Here is a 23,170-nt window from a genome sequence, read left to right on the forward strand (position 1 = left end):
CCGGCTGATGCTGCCTGTACTGGCCTCATCGCCGGCAAGCCAGCTCCCACAGGTACTGCACATGGCTTGAAGGCGATGCGGTCGATGTGGGAGCCGGCTTGCCGGCGATGAGGCCAGTACAGGCAACACAAGGTCGAGAGAGAGGACCACTGATCCGTCAACCAAAAGTTGACAGCTTGGGTATACTGGCAGGCTCTTGGCCCAGATCAGGACACCCTGCCGATGTTGGAAAACAGCTTCGCCTTCCGCCTCAAGGAACTGCTCGAACATCACAAGCTGACCCTGCAAGCCGTGGGCACGGCCTTGGGCATTTCGCGCACCGCGGTGCACAAGTGGACCCGTGGCGGCGAGATCGACTACGACAACCTGCGCAAGCTGGCCGACTTTCTCAAGGTCAACTGGATCTGGCTGCGCTATGGCGACGAGGCGCTGCAGAACATCCAGCAACCACAGGTGGTCGAGCTGCCGATGACCGACCTGCGGCGGCGCCTGACGGCCGAGATCATGGAAAGCGAAACGCGCATGAAACTGGCCCAGGAAGGCGCACGCATCGTCACCTGGGAATGGAACCTGATCAGCGACGAGGTCACCTACTCGCCCAATGTCGAGCAGGTATATGGCTGGCCGGTGCACCATAACGAAGACTTCTGGAAACACCTGCCAAGCGAAGACGTGCAGCGCATGCAGGCGATGTATGCCGAGGCAGTGGCCAAGGGCAACGGCTGCGAGTGCGACTTCCGCATCACCCGCCCCGACGGTGAAGTACGCTGGATCTCCTCCCGCGCCACGGTGGTACGCGACAGCGCCGGGCGATCGGTGAAGATGGTCGGCATCAGCATGGACAACACCGAGCGCCAGATGGCCCAGCAGGCCTTGAGCCAAAGCGAGGAACGCTTCCGCACGATCTTCGAGCTGGCCTGGGGCGCCCTCGCCTACATCGACCCCGACGGCACCTGGCAACGGGTCAACAACAGCCTGTGCGAGCTGCTGGGCTACCGTGCCGAGGAGCTGTACGGCATGACCTTCCAGCAGATCACCCACGCCGATGACCTGGCGCAGAACCTGCAATTGCTGCAGCGCATGCTGGCCGGCGAAACCGAGCGTTACGAGGTGGAAAAACGCGTACGCCACAAGAATGGCGAGTACATCTGGGTACGCGCCCGCACCTCGCTGCAACGCCGCGACAACGGCGAGCCGGAGCACCTGATCAGCGTGTTCGAAGACATCAGCGCCGAGCGCCAGGAACATGAACGGCTGCAGGCGCATATTGCCGCGCTGGAGGCCCGCCTGGCTGCTTCGTGACAAGGCTTACCCGAAAACCCAAGTCTGTCGCGATCCGTGTGGGAGCGGGTTCACCCGCGAACACGGGCGAAGCCCGTGCCATCCACCGCGGTGCCTGCTTCGCGGGTGAACCCGCTCCCACAGGGACCGCGCCAGCTTTCAGATTTGAGTAAGGCAGTTGCTCCTTTGCTGCCAGGCCGGCAGGTGATCGCCGCGCAGCCAGTCGATAAACCGCGCAAACAACTCCGACTGCGAGTTGATCTCCAGCTTCAGGTACAGGTTCTTGCGGTGCATGCGCACGGTTTCCGGCGAGATGCCCAGCTCCAGCGCGGTGGACTTCACCGAATGCCCACGCAAGATCATGTGCGCCACCTCCCGCTCACGGTCGGTCAGCACCTGGCAGCCAAAACTGTCGAACGCCGCCTGCAGGCTGCCACGCTCCGCCGAAGCGGGGCCGGGCTCCAGATGGTGCCGGGCGTAGCGCCCCAGCAGCTCGCGTACCATCGGCTCCAGCGCACGCAGCAGGTCGATCTGCCCGGCGCTCAGGCGCGTGCCGCTGCAGCCCTGGAACAGGCTCAGCGACAACTTGCGGCCAGCGCTGAGGTCGACGATGTAATAGCTGTCTTCACTGCAACCGGTACCCAGGTAATAGGCCTTGTAGTAGTCGCTGTCGAAGAAGTTGTCCGGGGCGATTTCCTGCAGGTGGTAGAAGCCCTCGGCCAGGCCGCTCTGCACGGCCAGGCAGAACGGGTCGAGCAGGTAGCCGGCAGTGAAGTAGCGCTCCAGCACGGCGGCGCGGTGCAGGTCGGGGATGCCTTGCTGGTACAGCAGTTGCGGTGCCCGCCCCTGGCACTCGAGGCTGATCATCATCGATTCCACCTGCACCAGCTGGCCGATGGCGGCCGCCACATGCGCCAGCGCCTCGGGCGTTTCGCTGTGGGCCAGTGCGCGCTGCAGCGCCGCATGCCATTGCTGCAGCGCGCCCAGTGAAAGGGTAAGCGGGGTGTCGGGAGAGGCCTGGGTCATGCCCGGCAGTCTAGCCTGCCAGGCACGCCCGCGCACAGCCCTTTGCGCCAGGTTCATCGGCCCTGGTACAGGCCAAGCGCCGTGAGTTCGCGCGCGGTTTCGATGATGCACTGGCGCAGGGTTTCGACGATCTCGTCCACTTGCGCATGGGTGATGATCAGCGGCGGCGACATCACGTTCAGGTGCATGATCGGCCGCACCAGCAGCCCTTTGGCCTGGGCCTTGCTGTGGATGCGTTCGCCGATGTTCACCTCGTCGGCGAACAGCGCCTTGCTGGCCTTGTCGGCAACGAACTCGACACAGGCCATCAGCTTCATGCAGCGCACATCCCCCACCAGCGGCAGCTCGCGCAGGCTTTGCAGGCGCTGCTCCAGGTAGCCGCCAACGTCCTTGACGTGCGCCAGCAAATGTTCGCGCTCGATGATCTCGATGTTTTTCAGCGCCGCAGTGCAGCACACCGGGTGGCCGCTGTAGGTGAAGCCGTGGGTGAAGCAGCGGCCCTTGCCCGGCTCGGCGATCACCTGCCAGATGCGCTCGGAGAAGATGCACGCCCCCAGCGGCAGGTAGGCCGAGGTCAGGCCCTTGGCGGTAGTGATGATGTCGGGGGTGACGCCGAACAGTTCCTCGCTGGCGAAGAAGGTGCCCAGGCGCCCGAACGAGGTCACCACTTCGTCGGCGACGAACAGGATGTCGTAGGTCTGGCACAGCTGCCACATGCGCTGGAAGTAGCCCTTGGGCGGAATGATCACCCCGCCCGAGCCCATGATCGGCTCGGCGAAGAACGCCGCCACGTTGTCGGCCCCCAGCGAGAGGATCTTGTCCTCGAACTCGGCCACCAGGAAGTCGAGGAACTCGGCCTCGTCCATGTCGTGCGGGGCGCGGTACGGGTTGGGGTTGGACACGTGGTGGATCAGGTCGTGGTGATAATCGAACTCCGGCACCCGGTCAGCGGCCTTGTTGCCGATCGACATGGTCAGCGTGGTGGAGCCGTGGTAGGCGTTGTAGCGGGCGATGATGTGCTTCTTGTGCGGCTTGCCACGGCAGTTCTGGTAGTACTGGATCAGCCGGTAGGCAGTGTCGACCGCGGTCGAGCCGCCGGTGGTGAGGAACACATGGTTCAGGTCACCCGGCGCCAGCTGCGCAAGCTTCTGGCACAGCTCGATGGCCACATCGTTGGCCATGTCGGAGAACGGGTTGGAATAGGCCAGCTGGCGTACCTGGTCGGCGATGGCCAGGGCCATTTCCTCGCGGCCCAGGCCAATGTTGGTGCACCACATGCCGCCGACGGCATCGAGGAAGCGGTTGCCGTGGGTATCGCGGATGTAGGCGCCCTCGCCGGCAACGATGTTCAGCGCGCCTTGCTCGCGGTGCTCGTCGAACACGTGGTAGCCGTGCATGTAGTGGGCCTTGTCGGCTTCCACCAGCGGGTCGTGGGCAATGGCGAATGCTTTGCTTGGGGTGGCCATGGGCAGCTCCTTGGCAGTGATCGTTGGGCAGTGTTCAGAAACCGGTCTTGACCGTGCTCCAGACCCGGGTGATGGCGCGCATGTCCTTCGGGCTCTGGGTTTTCTGCGCGAACAGGCGCTCGCGGGTTTGCGCGTCGGGGTAGATGGCCGGGTCCTGGCGGATCTCGTCGCGCACCAGCGCAGTGGCGGCGGCGTTGCTGTTGGCGTAGTGGATGTAGTCGGTGACCTTGGCCATGGTTTGCGGCTGCAGCAGGAACTCGATGAAGCGGTGGGCGTTGGCCGCGTGCGGCGCATCCTTGGGGATGTACAGGTTGTCGAACCAGATCAGCGAGCCTTCCTGGGGGATGAAGAACGACAGCTTGATGTCCTTCTTCGCTTCCACCGCGCGGGCCTGGGCGGTGGCGTAGTCACCGGACCAGGTCAGGGCCAGGCAGACATCGCCGTTGGGCAGGCTGGTGAGGTAATTGACCGAGTCGAACTTGCGAATGTATGGGCGAATGCCCAGCAGCAGTTGTTCGGCCGCCTTGAGGTCGGCCGGCGATGCGCTGCGTGGGTCCTTGCCCAGGTACTGCAGGGCCAGCGGGATGACTTCGGTCGGCGCGTCCATCAGGGTGACGCCACAGTCGGCGAAGCGCGAGACGATACTGGGGTCGAACAGCATGGCCAGCGAACCGATGGGGGCATCGGGCATGCGCGCGGTGATCTTGTCGACGTTGTAGGTTACCCCCGAGCTGCCCCAGGTGTAGGGCGCCGAGTATTTCAGGCCGGGGTCGTAGCCTTGCAGGTTGTTCACCACCTGCTTGTCGAGGTTGTGCCAGCTGGGCAGTTGCTGCTTGTCCAGCGCCTGGAATACCCCGGCGCTGATCAGCGGGGGTACCAGGGAAGCGTTGAGCATGACCAGGTCGTAGCCGGAGCGGCCGGTGAGCAGTTTGGTCTGTACCGTTTCGTAGCCGTCGAAGGTGTCGTAGATGACCTTGATGCCGGTGGCCTTCTCGAAGTCGGCCAGGGTGGTTTCGCCGATGTAGTCGGTCCAGTTGTACAACCGCAACGTGTTACCGCTGTCCACCTCTGCCGCCTGGGCCAGGCTGGCGCCAGACGCCAGCAGCAGACCGCCAATCACCTTCAGTACCTTGCGCATGGCAACTCCATCGTGTGAGTGCTCGGGATCGAGCCGATGGGGGCACTATCGAGGGATTTGCCGAAGGGGGACATACCCCGAATGTGTGGGTGGTCGTTTTTTTGGCAGGTGAATTTTGTATGAAGGCCACAGGCCCAATCGCCGGCAAGCCAGCTCCCACAGGTCCTCCACAGTCCTGAAGCCCTGTGATTTCCCTGTGGGAGCTGGCTTGCCGGCGATTGGGCCAGAACAGTCAATCACGCCAGCGGGTAAAGCGCCTCATCAAACTGCTCAAGGCGCGGGAAAACCAGTGGCTGGTCGTCCGAGAGCTGCTCCAGGCGCTGCCGGTACTGCTGCAAAAACGCCTGCCGCGCCTCGTCACTGATGTACGGCACATGCCAGGCCACGAACGGCGGCAGCACCTCGAACCCCACGTAGGCCAGCGTGCCGCGCAAGATCGGCCGCAGCATGTCTTCCAGCGGCCCATGAATCGCCCCGTCGCCAAACATGTGCTCGCGCCCGCCCAGGGTCACGGTCACCAGCGCTTTCTTGCCCGCCAACCCGCCCTGGTCGTAGAAGCGCTTGCCGCCATAACACACCCCCGACACCAGCACACGGTCGATCCAGCCCTTGAGCATGGCCGGCGCCGAGAACCAGAAGATCGGGAAGTTCAGCACCAGCAAGTCGGCCCACAGCAGCTTGTCCAGCTCCTGCTGGATATCCGCGGCAATGGCACCACGCTTCACCCCCTGGCGCTGCTCCAGGGCATACACCAGGTACTCGGGGTTCTCGCGCTGGCTGAAGTCATCGGCACTGGCCACCGGGTTCCAGCCCATGGCGTACAGGTCGCTGACCTGCACCTGGTGGCCCTGGGCGCGGAAGGTTTCCACGGCCTGGTCACGCAGGGCAGCCGTGAACGATTGCGGCTCGGGGTGAGCGTGGACGATCAGTACATTCACAAACATTCTCCTCACACAAAACAGGTTGTCTTCCAGCTGTGGCTCAGCACTGCACCGCTTTCACCTCGACAAACTCGGCCAGGCCCTCCTCGCCCCACTCGCGCCCGTTGCCCGACTGCTTGTAGCCACCAAACGGTGCCTGGTAGTTGAACCCGCCACCGTTGATGAAGCACTGCCCGGCGCGTATCTGCCGCGCCAGGGCCAGGCCGTGCTCGCGGCTACCGGCCCACACCGCGCTGGACAGGCCGAACGGCGAATCGTTGGCCAGGGCCAGCGCCTGGGCCTCGTCGGCATAGGGGATCAGGCACAGCACCGGGCCGAAGATTTCCTCCTGGGCAATACGCATGCGGTTGTCGACATCGGCGAACAACGTCGGCGCCACGTAGAAGCCGCGCTCGAAGCCGGCCGGCGTATCACCGCCGCACAGCAGGCGCGCGCCCTCTTCCTGCCCCAGGCGAATGTAGTCGAGCACGGTGCGCCGCTGGCCTGCCGAACACATCGGCCCGAGGAAGCTGGCAGGGTCACGCGGGTCGCCCATGACCAGCGCACGGGTCTCGGCCTCGGCAATCTCCAGCGCCTCGGCGTAGCGGCTGGCCGGCAGCAGCATGCGGGTCAGGGCCGTGCAGGTCTGCCCCGAGTTGATCATCACATCCTGCACGCCATGGCGCACCGCCGCGTGCAAGTCGGTGTCGGCGGTGATCAGCAGCGGCGACTTGCCGCCCAGCTCAAGGCACACCCGCTTCACCGTCGGCGCGGCCGCCTGGGCCACGCGCACCCCGGCGCCGGTGGAGCCGGTGAACGACACCATGTCCACCTGCGGGTGCCGGGCCAGCGCCTCGCCGACCTTGGCCCCCGGCCCGCTGACCAGGTTGAACACCCCGGCCGGCAGGCCGATGGCCTCGATCATCTCGGCCAGCAGGAACGCATGCAGCGGTGTTTCCTGGCTGGGCTTGACCACCACCGTGCAGCCGGCGGCCAGGGCCGGCGCCAGCTTGCCGATCATCTGGTGCAGCGGGTAGTTCCACGGGTTGATGAACGCGCACACGCCAACGGCCTCGCGGTACACCAGCGAGTTGCCGACTTCGCGCACCTCATCCATCAGCCCGGCCAGTTCGGCGTACTGCTCCAGCCCGGCAATCGGGCCCTCGACCTGTACCGCCTGGCACCACTGCACCGGCATGCCCAGCTCATCGGTGATGAGCGAGGCCATTTCCGCCGCACGGCTTTTCAGCTGTGCGGCCAGCGCCGTTATGAACCCGGCACGTACGCTGGACGGCGTGCGCGACCAGCCATCGAAGGCCCGCCGCGCAGCCATCACTGCCCGTTCGACATCGGCCTCGGCGCCCAGCGGCACGCGGCCGATGGCCTGTTCGGTGGCCGGGTCGATCACCTCGGCCATGCCCTGCCCGCTCGGTACCTGCCAGGCGCCGTCGATGTAAAGCCGCGCATACTCACGCATGGGCCTGCCCCTGCATCAGTGCGGCGGCGCAGCGGGCGATGCGCCGGCAAGCGTCGGCCAAGGCCTCGTCACCCAATACCAGGCCCAGGCGGATATGCCCGGCAGCGCTGGGGCCGAAGGCTTCGCCAGCGAGCACCGACACGCCCTGGCTGTCGAGCAGGCGATCGGCGAAGGCCTGGGCGCTGAGGCCGGTCTCACGGATGTCGACCATCACGAACATACCGCCATCGGGCTTGAGCACCTTGATGCCAGGGCAGTCGGCCAACTGCTCGCACACCAGGTCGCGACGCTGGCGATAGGCTTCGCGCATGACATCCAGTTCCGGCAGTTGCTGCTCCAGTGCAACCACGGCGGCGTCCTGGATGAAGTCCGGCGAGCCGTACAGCATGCACAGGGCGAGGTTTTCCAGGTGGGTGGCAAGTTCGGTCGAACCGACCACCCAGCCCATCCGCCAACCGGTCATGGCATGCGACTTCGACAGGCTGTTGAGGGTGGCGGTGCGCTCGGCCATGCCCGGCAGGCTGCCAGGGCTGACATGCTCGCCGTCGTACAACAGCTCGCTGTACACCTCATCGGAAATCAGCCACAGGTCGTGGGCGATGCACAGCTCGGCCAGCGCCTCCCAGGTGGCGCGCGGCAGGCTCGCCCCCGAAGGGTTGTGCGGGCTGTTCAGGGCCAGGGCGCGGGTGCGCGGGGTGATGCGCGCGGCCACGTCACGCGGGCACACGCGAAAGCCGTTCTCCGGCTTGACCGGCACCGGCACCACCTTGGCGCCACAGGCCCCGAACACCGCCTCGTAGGTCACGTACATGGGCTCGGCGACAATCACCTCGTCACCCGGGTCGAGCACGCACTGGGCCACGCAGTACAGCGCGCACTGGGCACCCGCCAGCACCGTCACCTGGTCGGCATCGACGGCCTGGCCGCTGCGCTGGCGGTGGCGGTTGGCGATGGCCTGGCGCAGCGCCAGCTTGCCGCGCACATCGGCGTAATGGGTGTGGCCCTCACGCAGGCTGTCGATGGCCGCCTCGACGATCGGCGCGGGGGTGTCGAAGTCCGGGTCACCCACCGACAGCAGCAGGATATCCTTGCCCTCGGCCTGCAGCGCCAGGGCGCGGTAGTGGATGTCCCAGGCCGCAGCCCCGTCGCCGGCGATGCGTTGAGTGAGCTTGGCGTAGCGCATGGCAATCTCCCTTCATTGGCGGTTTCAGTCGACGAGAATCTTCGGGTTGGAACTGCCCCATACGGTGTACAGGTCGGCGAGCAGCGCGCCGTTGATTTCTTCCATTTCGGCCTGGGTGATTTCACCCCCGGCCTGTTTGCCGAACAGCACCACTTCGTTGCCACCCTTCACATCGGGGAAGTCGGTGACATCGACCATCAACGTGTTCATCGACACCTTGCCCACCACCGGCACACGGTGGCCGTTGATCAGCACATGGCCCTTGTTGGTGAACACCCGGCGGTAGCCATCGGAGTAGCCGACGGTGATGTTGGCCAGGCGCGAATCACGCGCCAGGGTGAAGGTGCGGTCATAGCCGACGGTGTTGCCTGCCGGGTAGCTGTGCACCGCTGCCACGTGCGACTTGAACTGCATGGCACGTTGGTATTCGGTGTGCGTCGGCACGGTGTCGCCGAACAGCGCGCCGCCGGTGCGCACCATGTCCAGGCGCGCTTCCGGCACTTCCAGCGTAGCGAAGGAGTTGGCGGCGTGCAGGGTGAGCTTGCTGCGATCAAGTTTCGCGTGCTTGATCAGCCAGTCGGTCTGCTCGTTGAACGCTGCCAGGCCTTTGCGCACATCGTCCTTGTCTTCCACGGCGAAGTGGGTCATCAGCGCGACCAGCTCGAGGTGCTTCTGGTCGGTGATCTGCAGCGCTTCACCCCGGCCGGACCAGGTGGTCATTTCCACGCCGTTGCGGCTCATGCCACTGGAATTGAGCGCCATGTGAATGCGCAGGGTCTTGCCGTGGCGTTCGGCGATGGCATCGAGCTGGCGGGCGAACTCGGCGCTGCCGACCAGTTCTTCCATGTCGTACTGCAAGGCATCTTCCACCTCGCTGAGGCTGGCCAGGCGCACCCGCACCAGTTGCCCGGTGAAGCCGCTGGCGCGGACCACCCGGGCCTCCTCGTTGCTGGCCACCGCCACGCAAGGCACGCCCTGGGCGATGATCGACGGCATCACCAGGCCGATACCGTGGCCATAGGCGTCGGCCTTGAGCACGGCGCACAGCTTGGACTTGCCGCCCAGCTCGGCCTGCAAGGTACGGATGTTGTGTTGCAGCGCGCCGGCACTGATTTCGACCCAGGCGTTGCTGTTTTGCGCGGTCAGGGCGGCGGTGCCGTTGTCCATCGACAGGGGTGGTGCGGCGTACAGCGGGGCCTGGCCGGTGATCAGCAGAGCGAGGGATGCAGCCAGGAGGGTACGGCGAAATGGCATGGTGGTTTCTCTTGTTGTTCGTGGTGTCTGCGGCTTAGCAGACGCAGGTGTGTTTGAGTTCGATGAAGGTGACGCCGGGGGTGGCGAAACCGCTGGCCAGATCGGCCTGCAGCGCATCCAGGTCACGCGGCTGGCGCACCGCGCAACCGAAGGCGCGGGCCAGGCCGATGAAGTCCGGGTTGCGCGGCAGTACGCCGACCGGCTCGATGTCCAGGCCGAGCATGTCGTCGCGGATCTGGCCGAGGGCGTCATTGTTCCACAACAGCACGACCAACGGTCGGTCCAGCTCCTCGACTGCCGTGGCCAGTTCCTGGGCGGTGTAGAGGAAGCCGCCGTCGCCCACCAGCACCAGGCCTGGGCGGTGGTCGCTGGCGAACATGCCGCCGATGCCGGCCGGCAGGCCGTAGCCGAGGGTGCCGTAGCCGGTGGGGTGCAGCCAGCTGCGCGGCGCCCGGCTGGTGAAGGCGTAGTTGCCGGTGTAGGCCAGCTGGGTCATGTCGCTGCTGATGAAGGCATCGTCGGGCAGCACGGCGGCAATGCGGTCGAGGATTGCCTGGTGCACGGCCTGCAGCGGCGCATGCCCGCTGCGAATGGCCTGGCGCAGCTTGGCCACTGCTTCGCTGGCCTGGGCCGGGTCACGGTCCAGCGCTGGCAGGTGCTCGAGCAGGCCGGCCAGGGTTTGCCGGGCATCACCGTGCAGGGCGATGGCACAGGGGTAGAAGTCGTTGAACTTGCGCGGGTCGATGTCCACGCGCAGCAGCTCGCCGCTGATCGGCAGGCGCTCGCGCCAGAAGTCGGTGTCGGCCATTTCGGTACCCACTGCCAGCACCACGTCGGCCTGGCTGATCAGCTGCCAGCCGGGCTCGACGCACAGGCTGGCGCCGGCATTCAGTGGCGCGTCCGCTGGCAGCAGGCCCTTGCCGGCTACGCTGGTGAACAATGGCGCTGCCAGCCGAGTGCTCAGCTGCTGCAGCTGCTCGGCCGCGTGCAATGCCCCACCACCGGCAATGATCATCGGCCGCTTGGCGGCGGCCAGCTTCACGGCGGCCTGGTCGAGGATGTCGCGGCACGGCTGGCCGCGCCCGGGGCGGCGTACCACCTCATTGCTCCAGTCACGGCTGACCGGCGCGGCCAGTACGTCCAGCGGCACCGAGATGTGCACCGGGCGCGGCCGTTCGCTGTCGAACACGGCCCAGGCACGAGCGATCAGCTCGGGCAGGTCGTCGCCGCGCAGGGCCACGGCGGAGAACGCGGTAATCGGCGCGGTCATGGCGCGCTGGTCCTGGGTTTCGTGCAGGCAGCCCCAGCCCTTGCCCAGGCTGGCAGTGTGGTTGACGCTGGAAATCACCAGCATCGGGATGGAGTCGGCATAGGCCTGGCCGATGGCGGTGGCGGCATTGGTCACGCCCGGGCCGGTGATGACGAAGCACACCCCCGGCTTGCCGCTTACCCGTGCATAGCCGTCGGCCATGAAGCCGGCGCCCTGCTCGTGGCGGGTCAGCACGTGGCGGATGCCGCTGCCCGGCAGGCCGCGGTACAGCTCCAGGGTGTGCACGCCGGGGATGCCGAATACCGTCTCTACGCCGTAGTTGGCCAGCAGGCGCACCAACGCCTGGCCGGCGGTCGGGGTGTGCTTATTCATGTCGTTCTCCTTGCGCCTGGCCGAGGCGGATCAGCGCGTCGACCGCGGTGGTGCCGTGGGCACCGACCATCAATGGGTTCACATCCAGCTCCAGCAGTTGCCCGGCGTTTTCGCAGGCGTAGTCGGCCACCGCGCGGATAGCCGCAACCAGTGCGTCGAGGTCGGCGGCCGGGCGGCCACGGAAGCCTTGCAGCAGGCTGGCACTGCGCAGGCCGAGCAGCGCGCTGCGGATGGCAGCGTCGGTGGTCGGCAGCAACAGGCTGACACTGTCCTTGAGCAACTCGACCAGCACGCCGCCGGCGCCGATCACCAGGGCCAGGGCGAAGTCGTGCTCGCGCTTGATACCAACGATCAGTTCGGCCAGCGGCGGCTCGGCCATCGGTTCGAGCAGCACCTGGTCGAACGCTACCTGCGGGGCGTAGGCGGCGATGCGCTGGCGCATCTGCACCAGCGCAACCTCGAGGGCGGCGGCATCGCGCAGGTTCAGCGCCACTGCACCGGCCTCGGTCTTGTGCGGCAGTTGCGCGCTGACCGCCTTCAGTACCAGCGGATAACCGACGCGGGCGGCATCTGCCACGGCGCGCTCGGGTGTGCTCAGCACCCCTGCCGGTACCGGCAGGCCGAAGGCACGCAGGGCTTGCTTGGATTGCCATTCGTCCAGCAGGTGGCTCTCGCCGCCAAGGGCCTGCGGGCACAGCGGCACCCGCGTGGCCTCACCCTGTTCCAGCAGCCGCTGGCGGTTGCGCTGGTAGGCGACGATGCGGCCCCAGGCTGCCAGGCCATCCTCCACGCCCTGCAGGGCGGCAATGCCACGCGCGTGCAAACGCTCGCGCGCGCAGGCGGGCAACAGCTCCGGGAATGCCGAGGTGACGAAGCCGATCTTGCCGTGGCGCTCCAGCGCATCGCAGTACAGCGCCAGCAGCAGGTCGCATTCCTTGCGTTCGCCGGTGAACGCCGCCGGGTAGTCCAGCACCAGCATGGCCGCGTCGGCTGCGCCGCTCAGGGTGCTGTCGAGCATGCGTTGCAGGGCCGCTGCATCACCCCAGATGGCAGTGGTGAAATCCAGCGGGTTGACCAGGTTGGCATAGGCCGGCAGCACCTCGGCCAACTGCGCCACCTGCCCTTGTGCGAGCTTCGGCAGGACCAGCTGGTTGCGCTCGGCATAGTCGGCGATCAAGCCGGCATCGCCACCGGAACAAGCCAGGGCGATCAGCTCGCCATTCACCGGCAGGCGGCCACAGGCGGCGGCCTTGAGGGTTTCGACGAAGCTCACCGGGCCGCTGACGCGGATCACGCCCAGGCGCTGGAACAGGCTGTCGTACAAGGCATCGGAGCCGGACAGCGAGCTGGTGTGGCTGAGCGCCAGTTCGGCGCCGATCTGCGACACGCCGGTCTTCAACGCAATGATCGGCGTGCCCTGCTGCAATGCCTTGCAGGCAGCACGGGCGAAGCCCGGCACGTTCTTCAGGCCTTCCAGGTGCAGGCCGATGGCGGTTACCCGTGGGTCGTCGAGCAGCACGTCCATCAGCTCGGCCACGCCCAGTTGTGCCTGGTTGCCGACCGAGGCCATGTAGGCCACCGGCAGCGAGCGGTCGCTCATCGACAGGTTGTAGGCGAAGTTGCCGCTCTGGGTGAGGATCGCCACGCCCTTCTCCACCTGCTGGCCACCATGGGCCACCGGCCACAACGCAGCGCCGTGCAGGTAGTCGAGCAGGCCGTAGCAGTTGGGGCCGAGCAAGGCCATGTTGCCGGCGGCGGCGAGCAGGCGCTGCTGCAGCTGGCGGCCCTCTTCGCCGCTTTCGGCAAAGCCCGAGGCATAGCAGATGGCGCCACCGGCGCCGCGTGCGGCCAGCTCGGCAACGCACTGCAGGGTCAGTTCGCGGTTGGTGGCGATGAACACCGCATCCGGGGCATGGGGCAAGTCGGCCACCCGTGCTACACAGGGAATGCCTTCGAGGCTGTCATGCTGCGGGTTGACCAGCCACAGCTCGCCACCAAAGCCACCTTCGGCGCAGCGCTTGAGCGCCCGTGCCATGCTGCGCCCGCCGACGAAGGCCAGGTGCCGGGGGGCCAGCAGGCGTTTGAGGTTGTCACGAATCGAATGCGACATGGGTGTTCTCCTGGCGCTCAGCGCAGCAGCGGGCGCAGCAGTTCGCGGGCAATGATGTGCCGCTGGATTTCCGAGGTGCCTTCCCAGATGCGCTCGATGCGTGCGTTGCGCCAGATGCGCTCGACCGGCCCTTCATCCATCAGGCCCATGCCACCGAAGATCTGCACGGCTTCGTCGGCAACCTTGCCCAGCACCTCGCTGGCGAACAGCTTGGCCATGCCAGCCTCACCGTCGGTCATGCTGCCCTGGTCCATCTTCCAGGCGGTGTGCAGGGTGAGCATTTCCGCGGCGCGAATCTGCGTGGCCATGTCGGCCAGCTTGAACGAAACCCCCTGGTAGCTGCCGATGGCCTGGCCGAACTGCTTGCGGTCGGCGGCCCATTGCAGCGACAGGTCGAGGGCACGCTGGGCCTGGCCCACGCAGTTGGCGGCGACCATCACCCGGCCGGCGGTGAGCCAGGCGTTGGCCACCTCCCAGCCCTTGCCGACCTCGCCCAGCACCTTGCTGGCCGGCACCCGGCAGTCGTCGAAGAACAGCTCGTAGGTGTGGTAGCCACGGTTGCTCACGCACTTGGGGCCACGGCGGATGGTCATGCCCGGCGTGCCCCGGTCGACCAGGAAGGCGGTTACCGCATTGCGCTTGCGCCCGTTGTGCTCGTAGGTATCGGTGACGGCGAAGACGATGGCGAAATCGGCGTGGCCGGCATGGCTGATGAAGTGCTTGCTGCCGTTGATGACGAAGTCGTCACCCTGGCGCACGGCACGGGTCTTGATGGCGTTGGCATCGGAGCCGGCGCCCGGCTCGGTGAGGGCGAAGCAGTCGATCTTCTCGCCCTGCACGCAGGGCAACAGGTAGTCGTTGATCTGCTCGTCCTTGCAGGCCATGAGGATTTTCGATGGCCGCGCGACGAACACGTGCAGGGCCCAGGACACCTTGGACAGTTCGCGCTCGATAAGCGCCTGGGACAGATAGTCCAGGCCACCGCCGCCGACCTCCTCGGGCATGTTGAAGGCATAGAACCCGGCGGCGATGGCCTTGCCGCGGATCTGCGCAGCCAGCTCGGGCGACACGGCATCGGCGCGGTCCACTGCCTCCTCATGGGGCAGCAGCTCCTTGGCGACAAAGCTGCGTACCGCTTCCACCAACATTTCTTGTTCTTGGGTCAGTTGGAAATTCATCTGCGAAGGTCCTGGTGAGGGTCGGTTATCGGGTTACTGGCCAGTGAAACGGGGGGCGCGGCGTTCCACCGAGGCTTGCAGCGCCTCGGCACCGTCCTGGCTGCGGCCGCACAGCAGGCCGGCCTGGCGCTCGGCCTCCAGCTGCTCGGCCAGGGTGCGCCGGGCGCCGTCGCGGATCAGCCGCTTGGTCTGCGCGTAGGCGAAGGTAGGGCCATTGGCCAGGCGCCCGGCCAGCTCGGCGGCCACGGCGGGCAGCTGCTCGTCGGCACAGACTTCGCTGACCAGCCCGGCCGCCAGGGCACGCTCGGCACCCCACAGTTCATCGAGGAACAACAGACGCTTGGCCTGCTCGCTGCCGATCAGCCGTGGCAGGTGCCAGCTGGCACCGGCGTCGGGGCTGTAACCCATGCTGGTGTAGCCGGCCTTGAAGCGCGCCGAGGCCGCGGCGATGCGCAGGTCGCAGCACAGGCTGAGGTCCATGCCACCGCCCACGGCGGTGCCGTTGATGGCAGCGATGGTGGGCTTGTCGAGGCTGTGCAGGCGCAACATCAGGGCGTGGGCGGTTTCGGTCCAGCCGTAGCTTTCCAGGGTGCCCTGGGCCTCGGCCGCGGCCCATTCGGCCAAGTCGGCTCCGGCGCAGAAGCTGCGCCCGCTGCCGGTCAGCACCACCACGCGCACGGCCGGGTCGCTGTTGCAGGTTTCCAGCAGGGCGTGCAGTTGCTTGAGGGTGGGAATGTCCAGCGCGTTGCGCTGCTCGGGGCGGTTGAGGGTGATCCAGGCAACGCCGGCTTCGACCTTGCTCAACAGTGACGACGACGGGGTGGTCATGGGGGGCCTCGGTATTGTTGTGATGGTTTGAGAGGGCTTGATGAGGGAGATACTAAACGAGTGTTCAACAAGGCGGCAATTGCGCGGGGATTGGGCTGTAACAACGCTTGAAAACGATGTATGTCGTTGTTTTTATTAATTTTATTTGTTGGGTCAAGGTTGAGATAGGAGGTGGTTGTTACAACTTTGTACAACTGACAGATTGCCGGGGGCGCTTTGCGCCCCATCGCGACACAAGGCCGCTCCTACAGGGGAATCGCGCATAGGCCCGGCCTCGAGCGATCTCTTGTAGGAGCGGCCTTGTGTCGCGATGGGCCGCAAAGCGGCCCCGGCAATCTTCAGCCCAACACCCGAATCAAACCCCCGGCACGCTCGGCTCGAAAGCCCCCTGCCGACGGCGGTTGACGAAGAAGTACGCCGCGTAGCACAGGGCAATGAAGCCAAAGCCCCAGTACAACGACGGCCGCTGGGTTTCATCCAGCGCCAGGAACACGAACAGCGAGCTGCACAGGGTGATGCACAGCAGCGGCACCAGCGGGTACAGCGGCGCCTTGTACTTCAGGTCCTGCAGTTGCCCACCTTCACGCAGGTAGACCTTGCGGAAGCGGTACTGCGCCAGGGCGATGACGATCCAGGTCACGGTGCCGGACATGCCACTCACCGCCATCAACACCATGAACAGGGTGTCGGCGGCAATGAAACTGGTCATCAGCGAGATCAGCGCAAAGCACAAGGTGATGCTCAGCGCCCGCAACGGCACGCCACGCTTGCTCAGCGGCGACAGGCTTTTCGGCGCCATGCCGCTCTTCGACATGGCCCAGAGGATGCGCGTGGAGGCATACAGCCCGGAGTTGCCCACCGAAAGGATGGCCGTGAGGATGACGAAGTTCATCAGGTCGGCGGCAAAGGGAATGCCGACCATGTCGAACACCTGCACGAACGGGCTTTCCATCAGCCCGGCCTGCTCGAACGGCACGATGGCCGAGAGCACGGCAATCGCCAGCACGTAGAAGATCAGCACGCGGAACACCACGTTGCGCACGGCCCGTGGGATGCTCTTTTCCGGGTGCTCGGTCTCGCCGGCCGCCACCCCCATGATTTCACAGCCCTGGAAGGCATAGACCACGGTCATCATCACCGCGAACACCGCCGACAGACCATGGGGGAACAGCGACTCGCCCATCAGGTTGTCCAGCATCGGTGCCGGCGCCCCGCTGCTCAGCGGGATGGCGCCGAAGATCACCAGCAGGCCGATGATGATGAAGCCTAGAATGGTCGCCACCTTGATCCCCGAGAACCAGTACTCCGCCTCGCCGAAGGCACGGGTGGCCAGGGCGTTGAGGCCGAACAGCACGACCACGAACAGCGCCGACCAATACCAGATCGGCACCTCGGGGAACCAGCGGGTCATCAGCATGCCGGCGGCGGTGAACTCCAGGCCCACAGTGGTGGCCCAGCTCATCCAGTACACCCAGCCGATCATGAAGCCGGTGGCCGGGCCGATGAACTTGGTGGCGTGGGCCTGGAACGAACCGGACACCGGCATCTGCACCGACAGCTCGCCTAGGCAGACCATCACCAGGTACATCAGCAAACCCGCGACCAGGTAGGCCAGGATCGCGCCTATCGGGCCGCCCTGGTTGATGGTCACGCCCGAGCCCATGAACAGCCCGGTGCCGATCACCCCGCCCAGCGAGAGCATGAAGATGTGCCGGCTTTTCAGCGCGCGGGTGAGCTGGATCTTTTCGCGGTTGTCAGTCATGGCGCACCTCGCCTTTGCGGCTGGTGCCAGGCCGCGCGGGGGTGCCGCGCGGTGTGGTAGGAAGGAGGGGCTGAGCGCTACGGCATGTCATTATTCTTGTCTCCAATAAGCCTCATGGACCGCGTGCAACACGGTTGCCATGGATTATTGGAAACGGATGTAAGGTGCCGTTGTACGAACGGATCGAAGATGTAAAAAGTCGTAAGTTTTTTGTACGTCAGCTCTGGATCAACTGTTCCAGGGTGGCGCGGGCCTGGGCAAGCTCGGTGGCCAGCGGCGCGCCGAGCGCTTTCAATGCCTGTTCGTCATGCTGCCGGGCAGCGTCCTCAAGGCGTCGCAACAACGCAGCCAGGCCAGAAAAACCCAGGGAGTCGCAACTGCCGGCCAGGCGGTGGGCCAGGTGCAGCACTTCGGTAAAGTCCTGGGCCGGCAGCGCCTCGGCCAACGCGGTGGCGTGCTGCTCCAGCGACTGGCGCAGCACCTTCAACAGGCCTTGCAGCTTCTGTTCACCCAGCAGCGAGCGGTGGGTGTCCAGCAATGACCAGTCCATTGTCGCGTCGACGCCCGCCACTTCAGCGGGCGCCGCTTCGGCCAGCGCCCGGCGCAGGTTGTCCAGCCGCAGGGGCTTGGCCAGCACTCCCTGCATGCCGGCATCCAGGTACCCTGGCACTTGCCCCGGTTGCACGCCAGCCGTCAGTGCCAGGATCCGGCTGTGGCGGTTCGGCCCGGGCGTGGCACGCAGTTGCCGGCACAGTTCCACCCCGCTCATGCCGGGCAGGTGCACATCGAGCAGGATCAGGTCGAAGCGCCGCTGTGCGCAGGCCTGCAGGGCTTGCCCGGCGTCCTCGGCAAAGCTCACCCGGTGGCCATCGCGCAGCAGCAACCCACCGGCCACCTCGCGGTTCAATGCCACGTCCTCGACTACCAGGATATCCAGGCTGGCCAGGGGCGAAGGGGCTGGTGAGTTGGCCTGCACTGGCTGCCCGCGAGCCATGTCGAGTTCGAACCAGAAGCAACTGCCCTGCCCTTGCACGCTGTCCAGGCCAATGCAGCCCCCCAGTTTTTCCACCAGGTGCTTGCAGATCGCCAGGCCCAGGCCGGTGCCGCCGTAGCGCCGGGCCACCGCCTCGCTGGCCTGGACGAAGCGGTCGAAGACCCTGGCCTGCACAGCCGGCTCGATGCCGATGCCATTGTCGCTGACCGACACCCGCACGCGCTGCGAGCCCTGGTCACTGGCCAGTACCTGCACCGCAAGCCGCACCTGGCCGTGTTCGGTGAACTTGATGGCGTTGGCCAGCAGGTTGCTGAGCACCTGGCGCAGGTACTGTTCGGCACCGTGCTGGTACTCGGCCAATTGCTCGTCGATGTCCAGCTGCAGGGCGTCGCCATTGTCCCTGGCCATGGGTTCGAGCAGCGCCAGCACTTCCTGGCACAACTGGCGTAGCGAAAAACCGACCAGCTCGGCGCGGCTTTCGCCCTCCTCGAGCCGGGCGAAATACAGCACTTCGTTGAGAATCGCCAGCAGCCCCTCGCCAGCCTTGTACAAGGCCTCGACGCGCTGGCGGTCGGCCGCCTCCAGCCGGCCGCCGCGCAGCAGCTCGGCCATGCCGAGAATGCCGTTGAGCGGTGTGCGCAGCTCATGGCTCATGGTCGCCAGGAAGCGTGACTTGGCCAGGTTGGCGGCTTCGGCCTCGTCCTTGGCCCGGGCCAGGCTGGCCGTGCGCCGCTCGACCATGGCCTGCAGTTCGTCGCGCTTGTCCTGCAACGCCAGGCGGTCGCGCTCGCGGCGCTCGATGTCACTGAGGATGGCGCGGCGCATGTCATCCAGGGCATTGGCCACGGTGTCGATCTCGTCCGGGCGCGTCGACGGCCGGCGCCCCAGGCGCAAAGGTTCCTGCCACTGGCCGGCACCAATACGCCGGGCGAACTCGGCCATCACTTGCAGGTGGCGGGTGACCAGGCGGTAGAACAGCCCCGACAGCGCCACCGCCAGGCCACACAGGAACACGCCCATCCACAGCAGGCTGGCAAGGCCAGTGGCATACAGGCGCCTGTGCACCGCGCCCAGGTCGATGCTCACTTCCAGCTCGCCCAGGTGCCTGGCCGGCCCCGAGGGCGGCTGGTAATCGAGGGGGAAGCGTTCGATGCGCAGCGGCCCCTTGGGCTCGGCGGCGCCGCGCAGCAGCTGGAAATCGTCGCTGACCAGGCGCACCCGGGCGACATCGGAAAAGTCCACCAGGCCGCGCAGTTGTGCGTCCAGCTGTGCCTCGTCCAGGTCCCACAGGCTGCGCTCCAGGCTGGCCAGGTAACCGGCGCGGATCAACGCCATGCGCGCCTCGATATCGCGCATCTCGCGGCGGTATTCGAAGTACAGCTGCACCGAGCTGGCCAGCACGGTGAAGCACAGGCTGAACAGCAGGATGAACAGCAGCAGGCGGCGCAGCAAGCCATCGGTGCGCAGGCGGATCATCGGGCGTCCGCCGGCAGGTTGACCATGTCGCGGTAGGTCACTTCGCTCTGCTCCAGCCAGCGCTCGATCTCGCCGGCCTGGTTCATGCGCAGCAACTGCGCGTCGATTTCGTCCATATGCTGGCTCAAGGGCGATTGCCGTGATATCGCAACGCGCAGGTAGTCCACGCTCAGGGCCGTGGGCAATACGCGGATGTCCTGCGCCCCGGGCAGGTTTTCGATGAACAGCTGGCCGGTGCGCCGCTCCTGGATCAGGTAGTCGATGCGCCCACGGATCAGCTTGCCGAAGTTCTGCTGGCTGGACGACACCCGTTCGATGTTCTGGTGGCGGGCGACGAAGCGGTCGAAATCGGCGCCGTAGCTTTCGCCGTACAACAGGCCGCCGCGGTAGCTGGCCAGGTCCTCCAGGCGCTGGAACTGCACTGGCCGCAGGCGGTTGTAGAACACCGCCACTTCCTCACGCACCACCGGCACCGTGGAAAAGCGCATGCGTTGGTCACGCTGGTCGCTGTTGTAGGCCAGCACCACGTCCACCCGCCCGGCGGCGGCGTCCATCAGGCAGCGCTTCCAGTTGCCCAGCACCACGGTCTGCACTTCGTAGCCCATGCGCGCGAACAGCTCTCGCACCACGGTGGGGGCCAGGCCACGCACCTGGTGGCCGTCACTCCAGGAAATCGGCGGGTACACCGGGTAGTCGCAATAGCGCACCGGCTGCCTTGCACTGGCTTGCACGGCGAACAATGCCAAGGCCAGCACCCAGGCGCTGCGGGTCATGCCGCCACGCTGGCGGTGAACAGGTAGCCGGTGCCGTGGATGGTGATGATCAGCTGGGGCTCGGCCGGGTCGTCGTGCAGCTTGCGCCGCAGGCGGCCGACCAGCACGTCGATGGAGCGGTCGTTGGGCACCCACTCGCGGTTGCGGATCTGGTCCATCAACTGGTCGCGGCTGAGCGTGTGGCCGCTGTTGCGCAGGAACACGCTGAGCAACTGGAACTCGCCATGGGTCAGCAGGGTTTGCCCGCCACGGGCGTCGATCAGGCGCCGGCGGTCGGTGTCCAGCGCCCAGTCGGCGAACTGCTTCAGCGATTGCGCGCAGGCCGGCGCCGGGTGCACCTCGCGGGCATGGCGCACGCGACGGATCAGGTTCTTGGCGCGGGATACCAGTTCGCGGGGGTTGAGCGGCTTGATCACGTAGTCGTCGGCGCCGCATTCCAGGCCGACGATACGGTCGATGTCGTCGTTGCGGCCGGTGATGAGGATGATGCCGACCTCCGAACGTACCCGCAGCTCGCGGGTCAGGGTGAGGCCGTCCTTGCCGGGCAGGCGGATGTCCAGCAGCACCAGGTCGACATCCTGGCTGCCGAGCAGGGCTTCGGCCTTTTCCGCGGTGTCGGCGCAGTGCACGTCATAGCCTTCCTGGGACAGATAGGCCTGCAGCAAGTCACGAATAAGCGGATCGTCATCGACGATCAATACCCGAGGCGTCATTGCGTGTCGTCTCTTTTTTTATTGGTTTGTTCTACACACTCGCGACAGCAGCCTACTCGTTACTGAACAGGCGATCAACAGCCCTCCGGCAGGCTGAAGCGACGCCGGCCACCGGCCTGCAGGCCATCGACCCAGGCCTCGCAGATCAGCACGCCCTGCTCGGGGGTGAAGGTACCGGGGTTGAGCCCCGACTCCAGCCACAGGCCATCGAGCAAGGCGCTCAGGCTGATGGCCGCCAGGTCGGCATCGAAGCCCTGCCAGCCCTCCTCCCCGGCCAGCGTGGCCAGCAGCCCGCTCAGTTCATTGCGGTATTCGCCATAGGAATGGTCATGCACCTGGTTGATCGCATCGGCGGTCTTCACCGCGCCCCAGAACGCCAGCCAGGCGTCGAGCAATTGCGGGTCGAGCAGCTCGGCGCAGAACGAGGCGCGGAAGAACGCCGACAACCGCTCGCGGGCATTGGGCGCGGCCTGGGCCATGGCCTCGCGCAGCAGGCCCATCACCCGGCCGGTGACTGCCATGTAGGCTTCGGCCACCAGCTCATCCTTGCCGGCGTAGTGATGGCTGATCAACCCGACCGAGACCCCGGCCTCGGCCGAAATCTTGCGGATCGACGCGCCCTGGAAGCCATGGCGCTTGAGGCATACCAGGGTCGCCTCGACCAGGTTGGCTTTGCGCAATTCCGGCAGCATGCGGTGGTAGCGGGCTTCCTGGTTCATCGTCGGCTCTCGGGCTAGGGGCTGGACTGAACGACTGTACAACAAGCCGGACTGCGTGATAAACCCTTGGCACCGATGCCCACAACAACAAAAGCGGCTGCCATGAACGACCTGATCACACGTGACCTGGACCAGGGCCTGCTGACCCTGGCCTTCAACCGCCCCGACAAGCTCAACGCCTTGAACACCGCCATGTACCAACAGCTGAGCGACCTGCTGCTGGCGGCAGGTGAAGACCCTGATGTCGAAGCCATCATCATCACCGGTGGGCCGCAGTGCTTCAGCGCCGGCAATGACTTGCGCGACTTCCTCGACAACCCGCCAGTCGACCTGGACAGCCCGGTGTTCCGCCTGATGCGGGTGGTGATGGGCCTGGACAAACCGCTGATTGCCGCGGTCAGTGGTGCGGCGATCGGTATTGGTGCCACCTTGCTGTTGCATTGCGACCAGGTGCTGGTCAGCCGTACGACCAAGCTGCGCATCCCTTTCGCGCCGTTGGGCGTGTGCCCGGAGTTTGGTTCCAGCCTGCTGCTGCCGCGCTTGCTTGGCCATGCCCGGGCGGCTCGCCTGCTGCTGGCAAACGAGTTGCTTGATGGCGAACGGATGGTGGCCTGGGGGCTGGCCAATGAACTGCATGAAGACGGTGAACAGTGCCTGGCAGCTGCCCGGCGCCTGGCGCGGCAGCTGCAAGGCTACCCGCAGGCGGCGCTGCGCATCAGCAAGCGGCTGCTCAAGGACGGCCAACGGGCCGAGCTTGAGGCGACAGTGGCGCGGGAAGCCCGGCTGTTCATCGAGTGCTTGCGCACTGAAGAAGCGCGAGCGGTGCTGCGAGGGTTGATCAAAGATTGAAAACCTGGGGCCGCGTTGCGGCCCATCGCCGGCAAGCCAGCTCCCACCTCGACTGCATCGACCTCAAGCCTTGTGCAGTACCTGTGCGAGCAACTGTCTTGTTCAAATTCCAAAAAGTTGGCGCGATTCCTTGTAGGAGCGGCCTTGTGTCGCGAAAGGGGTGCGAAGCGCCCCCAGGATCTTCGCATCACCACAACATTGCTGGGGCCGCTTTGCGGCCCTTTCGCGACACAAGGCCGCTCCTACACGGGACCGCGTCATACCCGAGATATGAACAAGCCGGCCAGCAGACAGTGCCATGCACCGTGTTGGGCTCTTCGCGGGCACGCCCGCTCCCACAGGTAATACGACACCCTCTCGAGCATAGCTCCCTGTGCAACA

Annotated in this window: 18 protein-coding genes; 2 read left to right on the forward strand and 16 right to left on the reverse strand. The window is 66.0% G+C overall.

Annotation, left to right across the window (positions count from 1 at the left end; genetic code table 11):
* Positions 1–222: 222 nt before the first annotated feature.
* Positions 223–1,302, forward strand: a complete 1,080-nt coding sequence (locus CAG22_RS23385; protein WP_085706270.1) for a helix-turn-helix transcriptional regulator — start codon at positions 223–225, stop codon at positions 1,300–1,302.
* 138 nt (positions 1,303–1,440) lie between these two features.
* On the opposite strand, the gene CAG22_RS23395 is transcribed toward CAG22_RS23385, so the two are convergent.
* The 16 genes from CAG22_RS23395 to CAG22_RS23470 form a co-directional block, all read right to left on the reverse strand.
* A complete protein-coding gene (locus tag CAG22_RS23395) occupies positions 1,441–2,307 on the reverse strand; it encodes a LuxR C-terminal-related transcriptional regulator (protein WP_237140983.1) in 867 nt (288 codons plus the stop codon).
* A gap of 53 nt (positions 2,308–2,360) precedes the next feature.
* Positions 2,361–3,773, reverse strand: a complete 1,413-nt coding sequence (locus CAG22_RS23400) for an aminotransferase (RefSeq protein ID WP_085706271.1) — start codon at positions 3,771–3,773, stop codon at positions 2,361–2,363.
* A gap of 34 nt (positions 3,774–3,807) precedes the next feature.
* Positions 3,808–4,911 (reverse strand): polyamine ABC transporter substrate-binding protein, encoded by a 1,104-nt coding sequence (locus tag CAG22_RS23405; RefSeq protein WP_085706272.1) that lies wholly within the window; start codon positions 4,909–4,911, stop codon positions 3,808–3,810.
* 236 nt (positions 4,912–5,147) lie between these two features.
* Positions 5,148–5,849 (reverse strand): NAD(P)H-dependent oxidoreductase, encoded by a 702-nt coding sequence (locus CAG22_RS23410; protein ID WP_025338748.1) that lies wholly within the window; start codon positions 5,847–5,849, stop codon positions 5,148–5,150.
* Between the two features lie 43 nt (positions 5,850–5,892).
* The gene (locus CAG22_RS23415) at positions 5,893–7,308 is read right to left on the reverse strand and encodes an aldehyde dehydrogenase family protein (RefSeq protein ID WP_025338747.1); all 1,416 of its coding nucleotides are present in this window, start codon (positions 7,306–7,308) and stop codon (positions 5,893–5,895) included.
* A complete protein-coding gene (locus CAG22_RS23420) occupies positions 7,301–8,491 on the reverse strand; it encodes a pyridoxal phosphate-dependent aminotransferase (RefSeq protein ID WP_085593076.1) in 1,191 nt (396 codons plus the stop codon). The genes CAG22_RS23415 and CAG22_RS23420 overlap by 8 nt, the downstream gene beginning before the upstream one ends.
* Positions 8,492–8,515: 24 nt before the next feature.
* A complete protein-coding gene (gene alr, locus CAG22_RS23425) occupies positions 8,516–9,745 on the reverse strand; it encodes an alanine racemase (protein ID WP_085593074.1) in 1,230 nt (409 codons plus the stop codon).
* A gap of 34 nt (positions 9,746–9,779) precedes the next feature.
* Positions 9,780–11,387 carry a 5-guanidino-2-oxopentanoate decarboxylase gene (locus CAG22_RS23430; protein WP_085706273.1) on the reverse strand — a complete coding sequence of 536 codons (1,608 nt, stop codon included), beginning with the start codon at positions 11,385–11,387 and terminating at the stop codon, positions 9,780–9,782.
* Positions 11,380–13,497, reverse strand: a complete 2,118-nt coding sequence (locus CAG22_RS23435) for an acetate--CoA ligase family protein (protein WP_085593070.1) — start codon at positions 13,495–13,497, stop codon at positions 11,380–11,382. The genes CAG22_RS23430 and CAG22_RS23435 overlap by 8 nt, the downstream gene beginning before the upstream one ends.
* Before the next feature lie 17 nt (positions 13,498–13,514).
* On the reverse strand, positions 13,515–14,675 hold the full coding sequence (locus tag CAG22_RS23440) for an acyl-CoA dehydrogenase family protein (RefSeq protein ID WP_015270769.1): 1,161 nt from the start codon (positions 14,673–14,675) through the stop codon (positions 13,515–13,517).
* 33 nt (positions 14,676–14,708) lie between these two features.
* Entirely contained in the window at positions 14,709–15,503 is a 795-nt protein-coding gene (locus tag CAG22_RS23445) for an enoyl-CoA hydratase/isomerase family protein (protein WP_015270770.1), read from the reverse strand.
* A 355-nt stretch (positions 15,504–15,858) separates the two neighbouring features.
* Complete coding sequence (locus tag CAG22_RS23450) at positions 15,859–17,265, reverse strand: amino acid permease (RefSeq protein ID WP_085706274.1); 1,407 nt, start codon at positions 17,263–17,265, stop codon at positions 15,859–15,861.
* A gap of 217 nt (positions 17,266–17,482) precedes the next feature.
* On the reverse strand, positions 17,483–19,735 hold the full coding sequence (locus tag CAG22_RS23455) for an ATP-binding protein (protein WP_085692759.1): 2,253 nt from the start codon (positions 19,733–19,735) through the stop codon (positions 17,483–17,485).
* Positions 19,732–20,508, reverse strand: coding sequence for an ABC transporter substrate-binding protein (locus CAG22_RS23460; RefSeq protein WP_085692758.1), 777 nt, complete (start codon positions 20,506–20,508; stop codon positions 19,732–19,734). The genes CAG22_RS23455 and CAG22_RS23460 overlap by 4 nt, the downstream gene beginning before the upstream one ends.
* The gene (locus CAG22_RS23465; protein ID WP_012271826.1) at positions 20,505–21,221 is read right to left on the reverse strand and encodes a response regulator; all 717 of its coding nucleotides are present in this window, start codon (positions 21,219–21,221) and stop codon (positions 20,505–20,507) included. Before CAG22_RS23465 ends, CAG22_RS23460 begins: the two co-directional genes overlap by 4 nt.
* Before the next feature lie 74 nt (positions 21,222–21,295).
* Positions 21,296–21,940 carry a TetR family transcriptional regulator C-terminal domain-containing protein gene (locus CAG22_RS23470; RefSeq protein ID WP_015270774.1) on the reverse strand — a complete coding sequence of 215 codons (645 nt, stop codon included), beginning with the start codon at positions 21,938–21,940 and terminating at the stop codon, positions 21,296–21,298.
* A 102-nt stretch (positions 21,941–22,042) separates the two neighbouring features.
* Between CAG22_RS23470 and CAG22_RS23475 the strand changes: the two genes are divergently transcribed.
* Positions 22,043–22,789: an enoyl-CoA hydratase gene (locus CAG22_RS23475; RefSeq protein ID WP_085706275.1), complete on the forward strand. Its 747-nt coding sequence runs from the start codon at positions 22,043–22,045 to the stop codon at positions 22,787–22,789.
* Positions 22,790–23,170: the final 381 nt, after the last annotated feature.

The organism is Pseudomonas sp. B8(2017), from assembly GCF_002113575.1.
GTDB lineage: Bacteria > Pseudomonadota > Gammaproteobacteria > Pseudomonadales > Pseudomonadaceae > Aquipseudomonas > Aquipseudomonas putida_Z.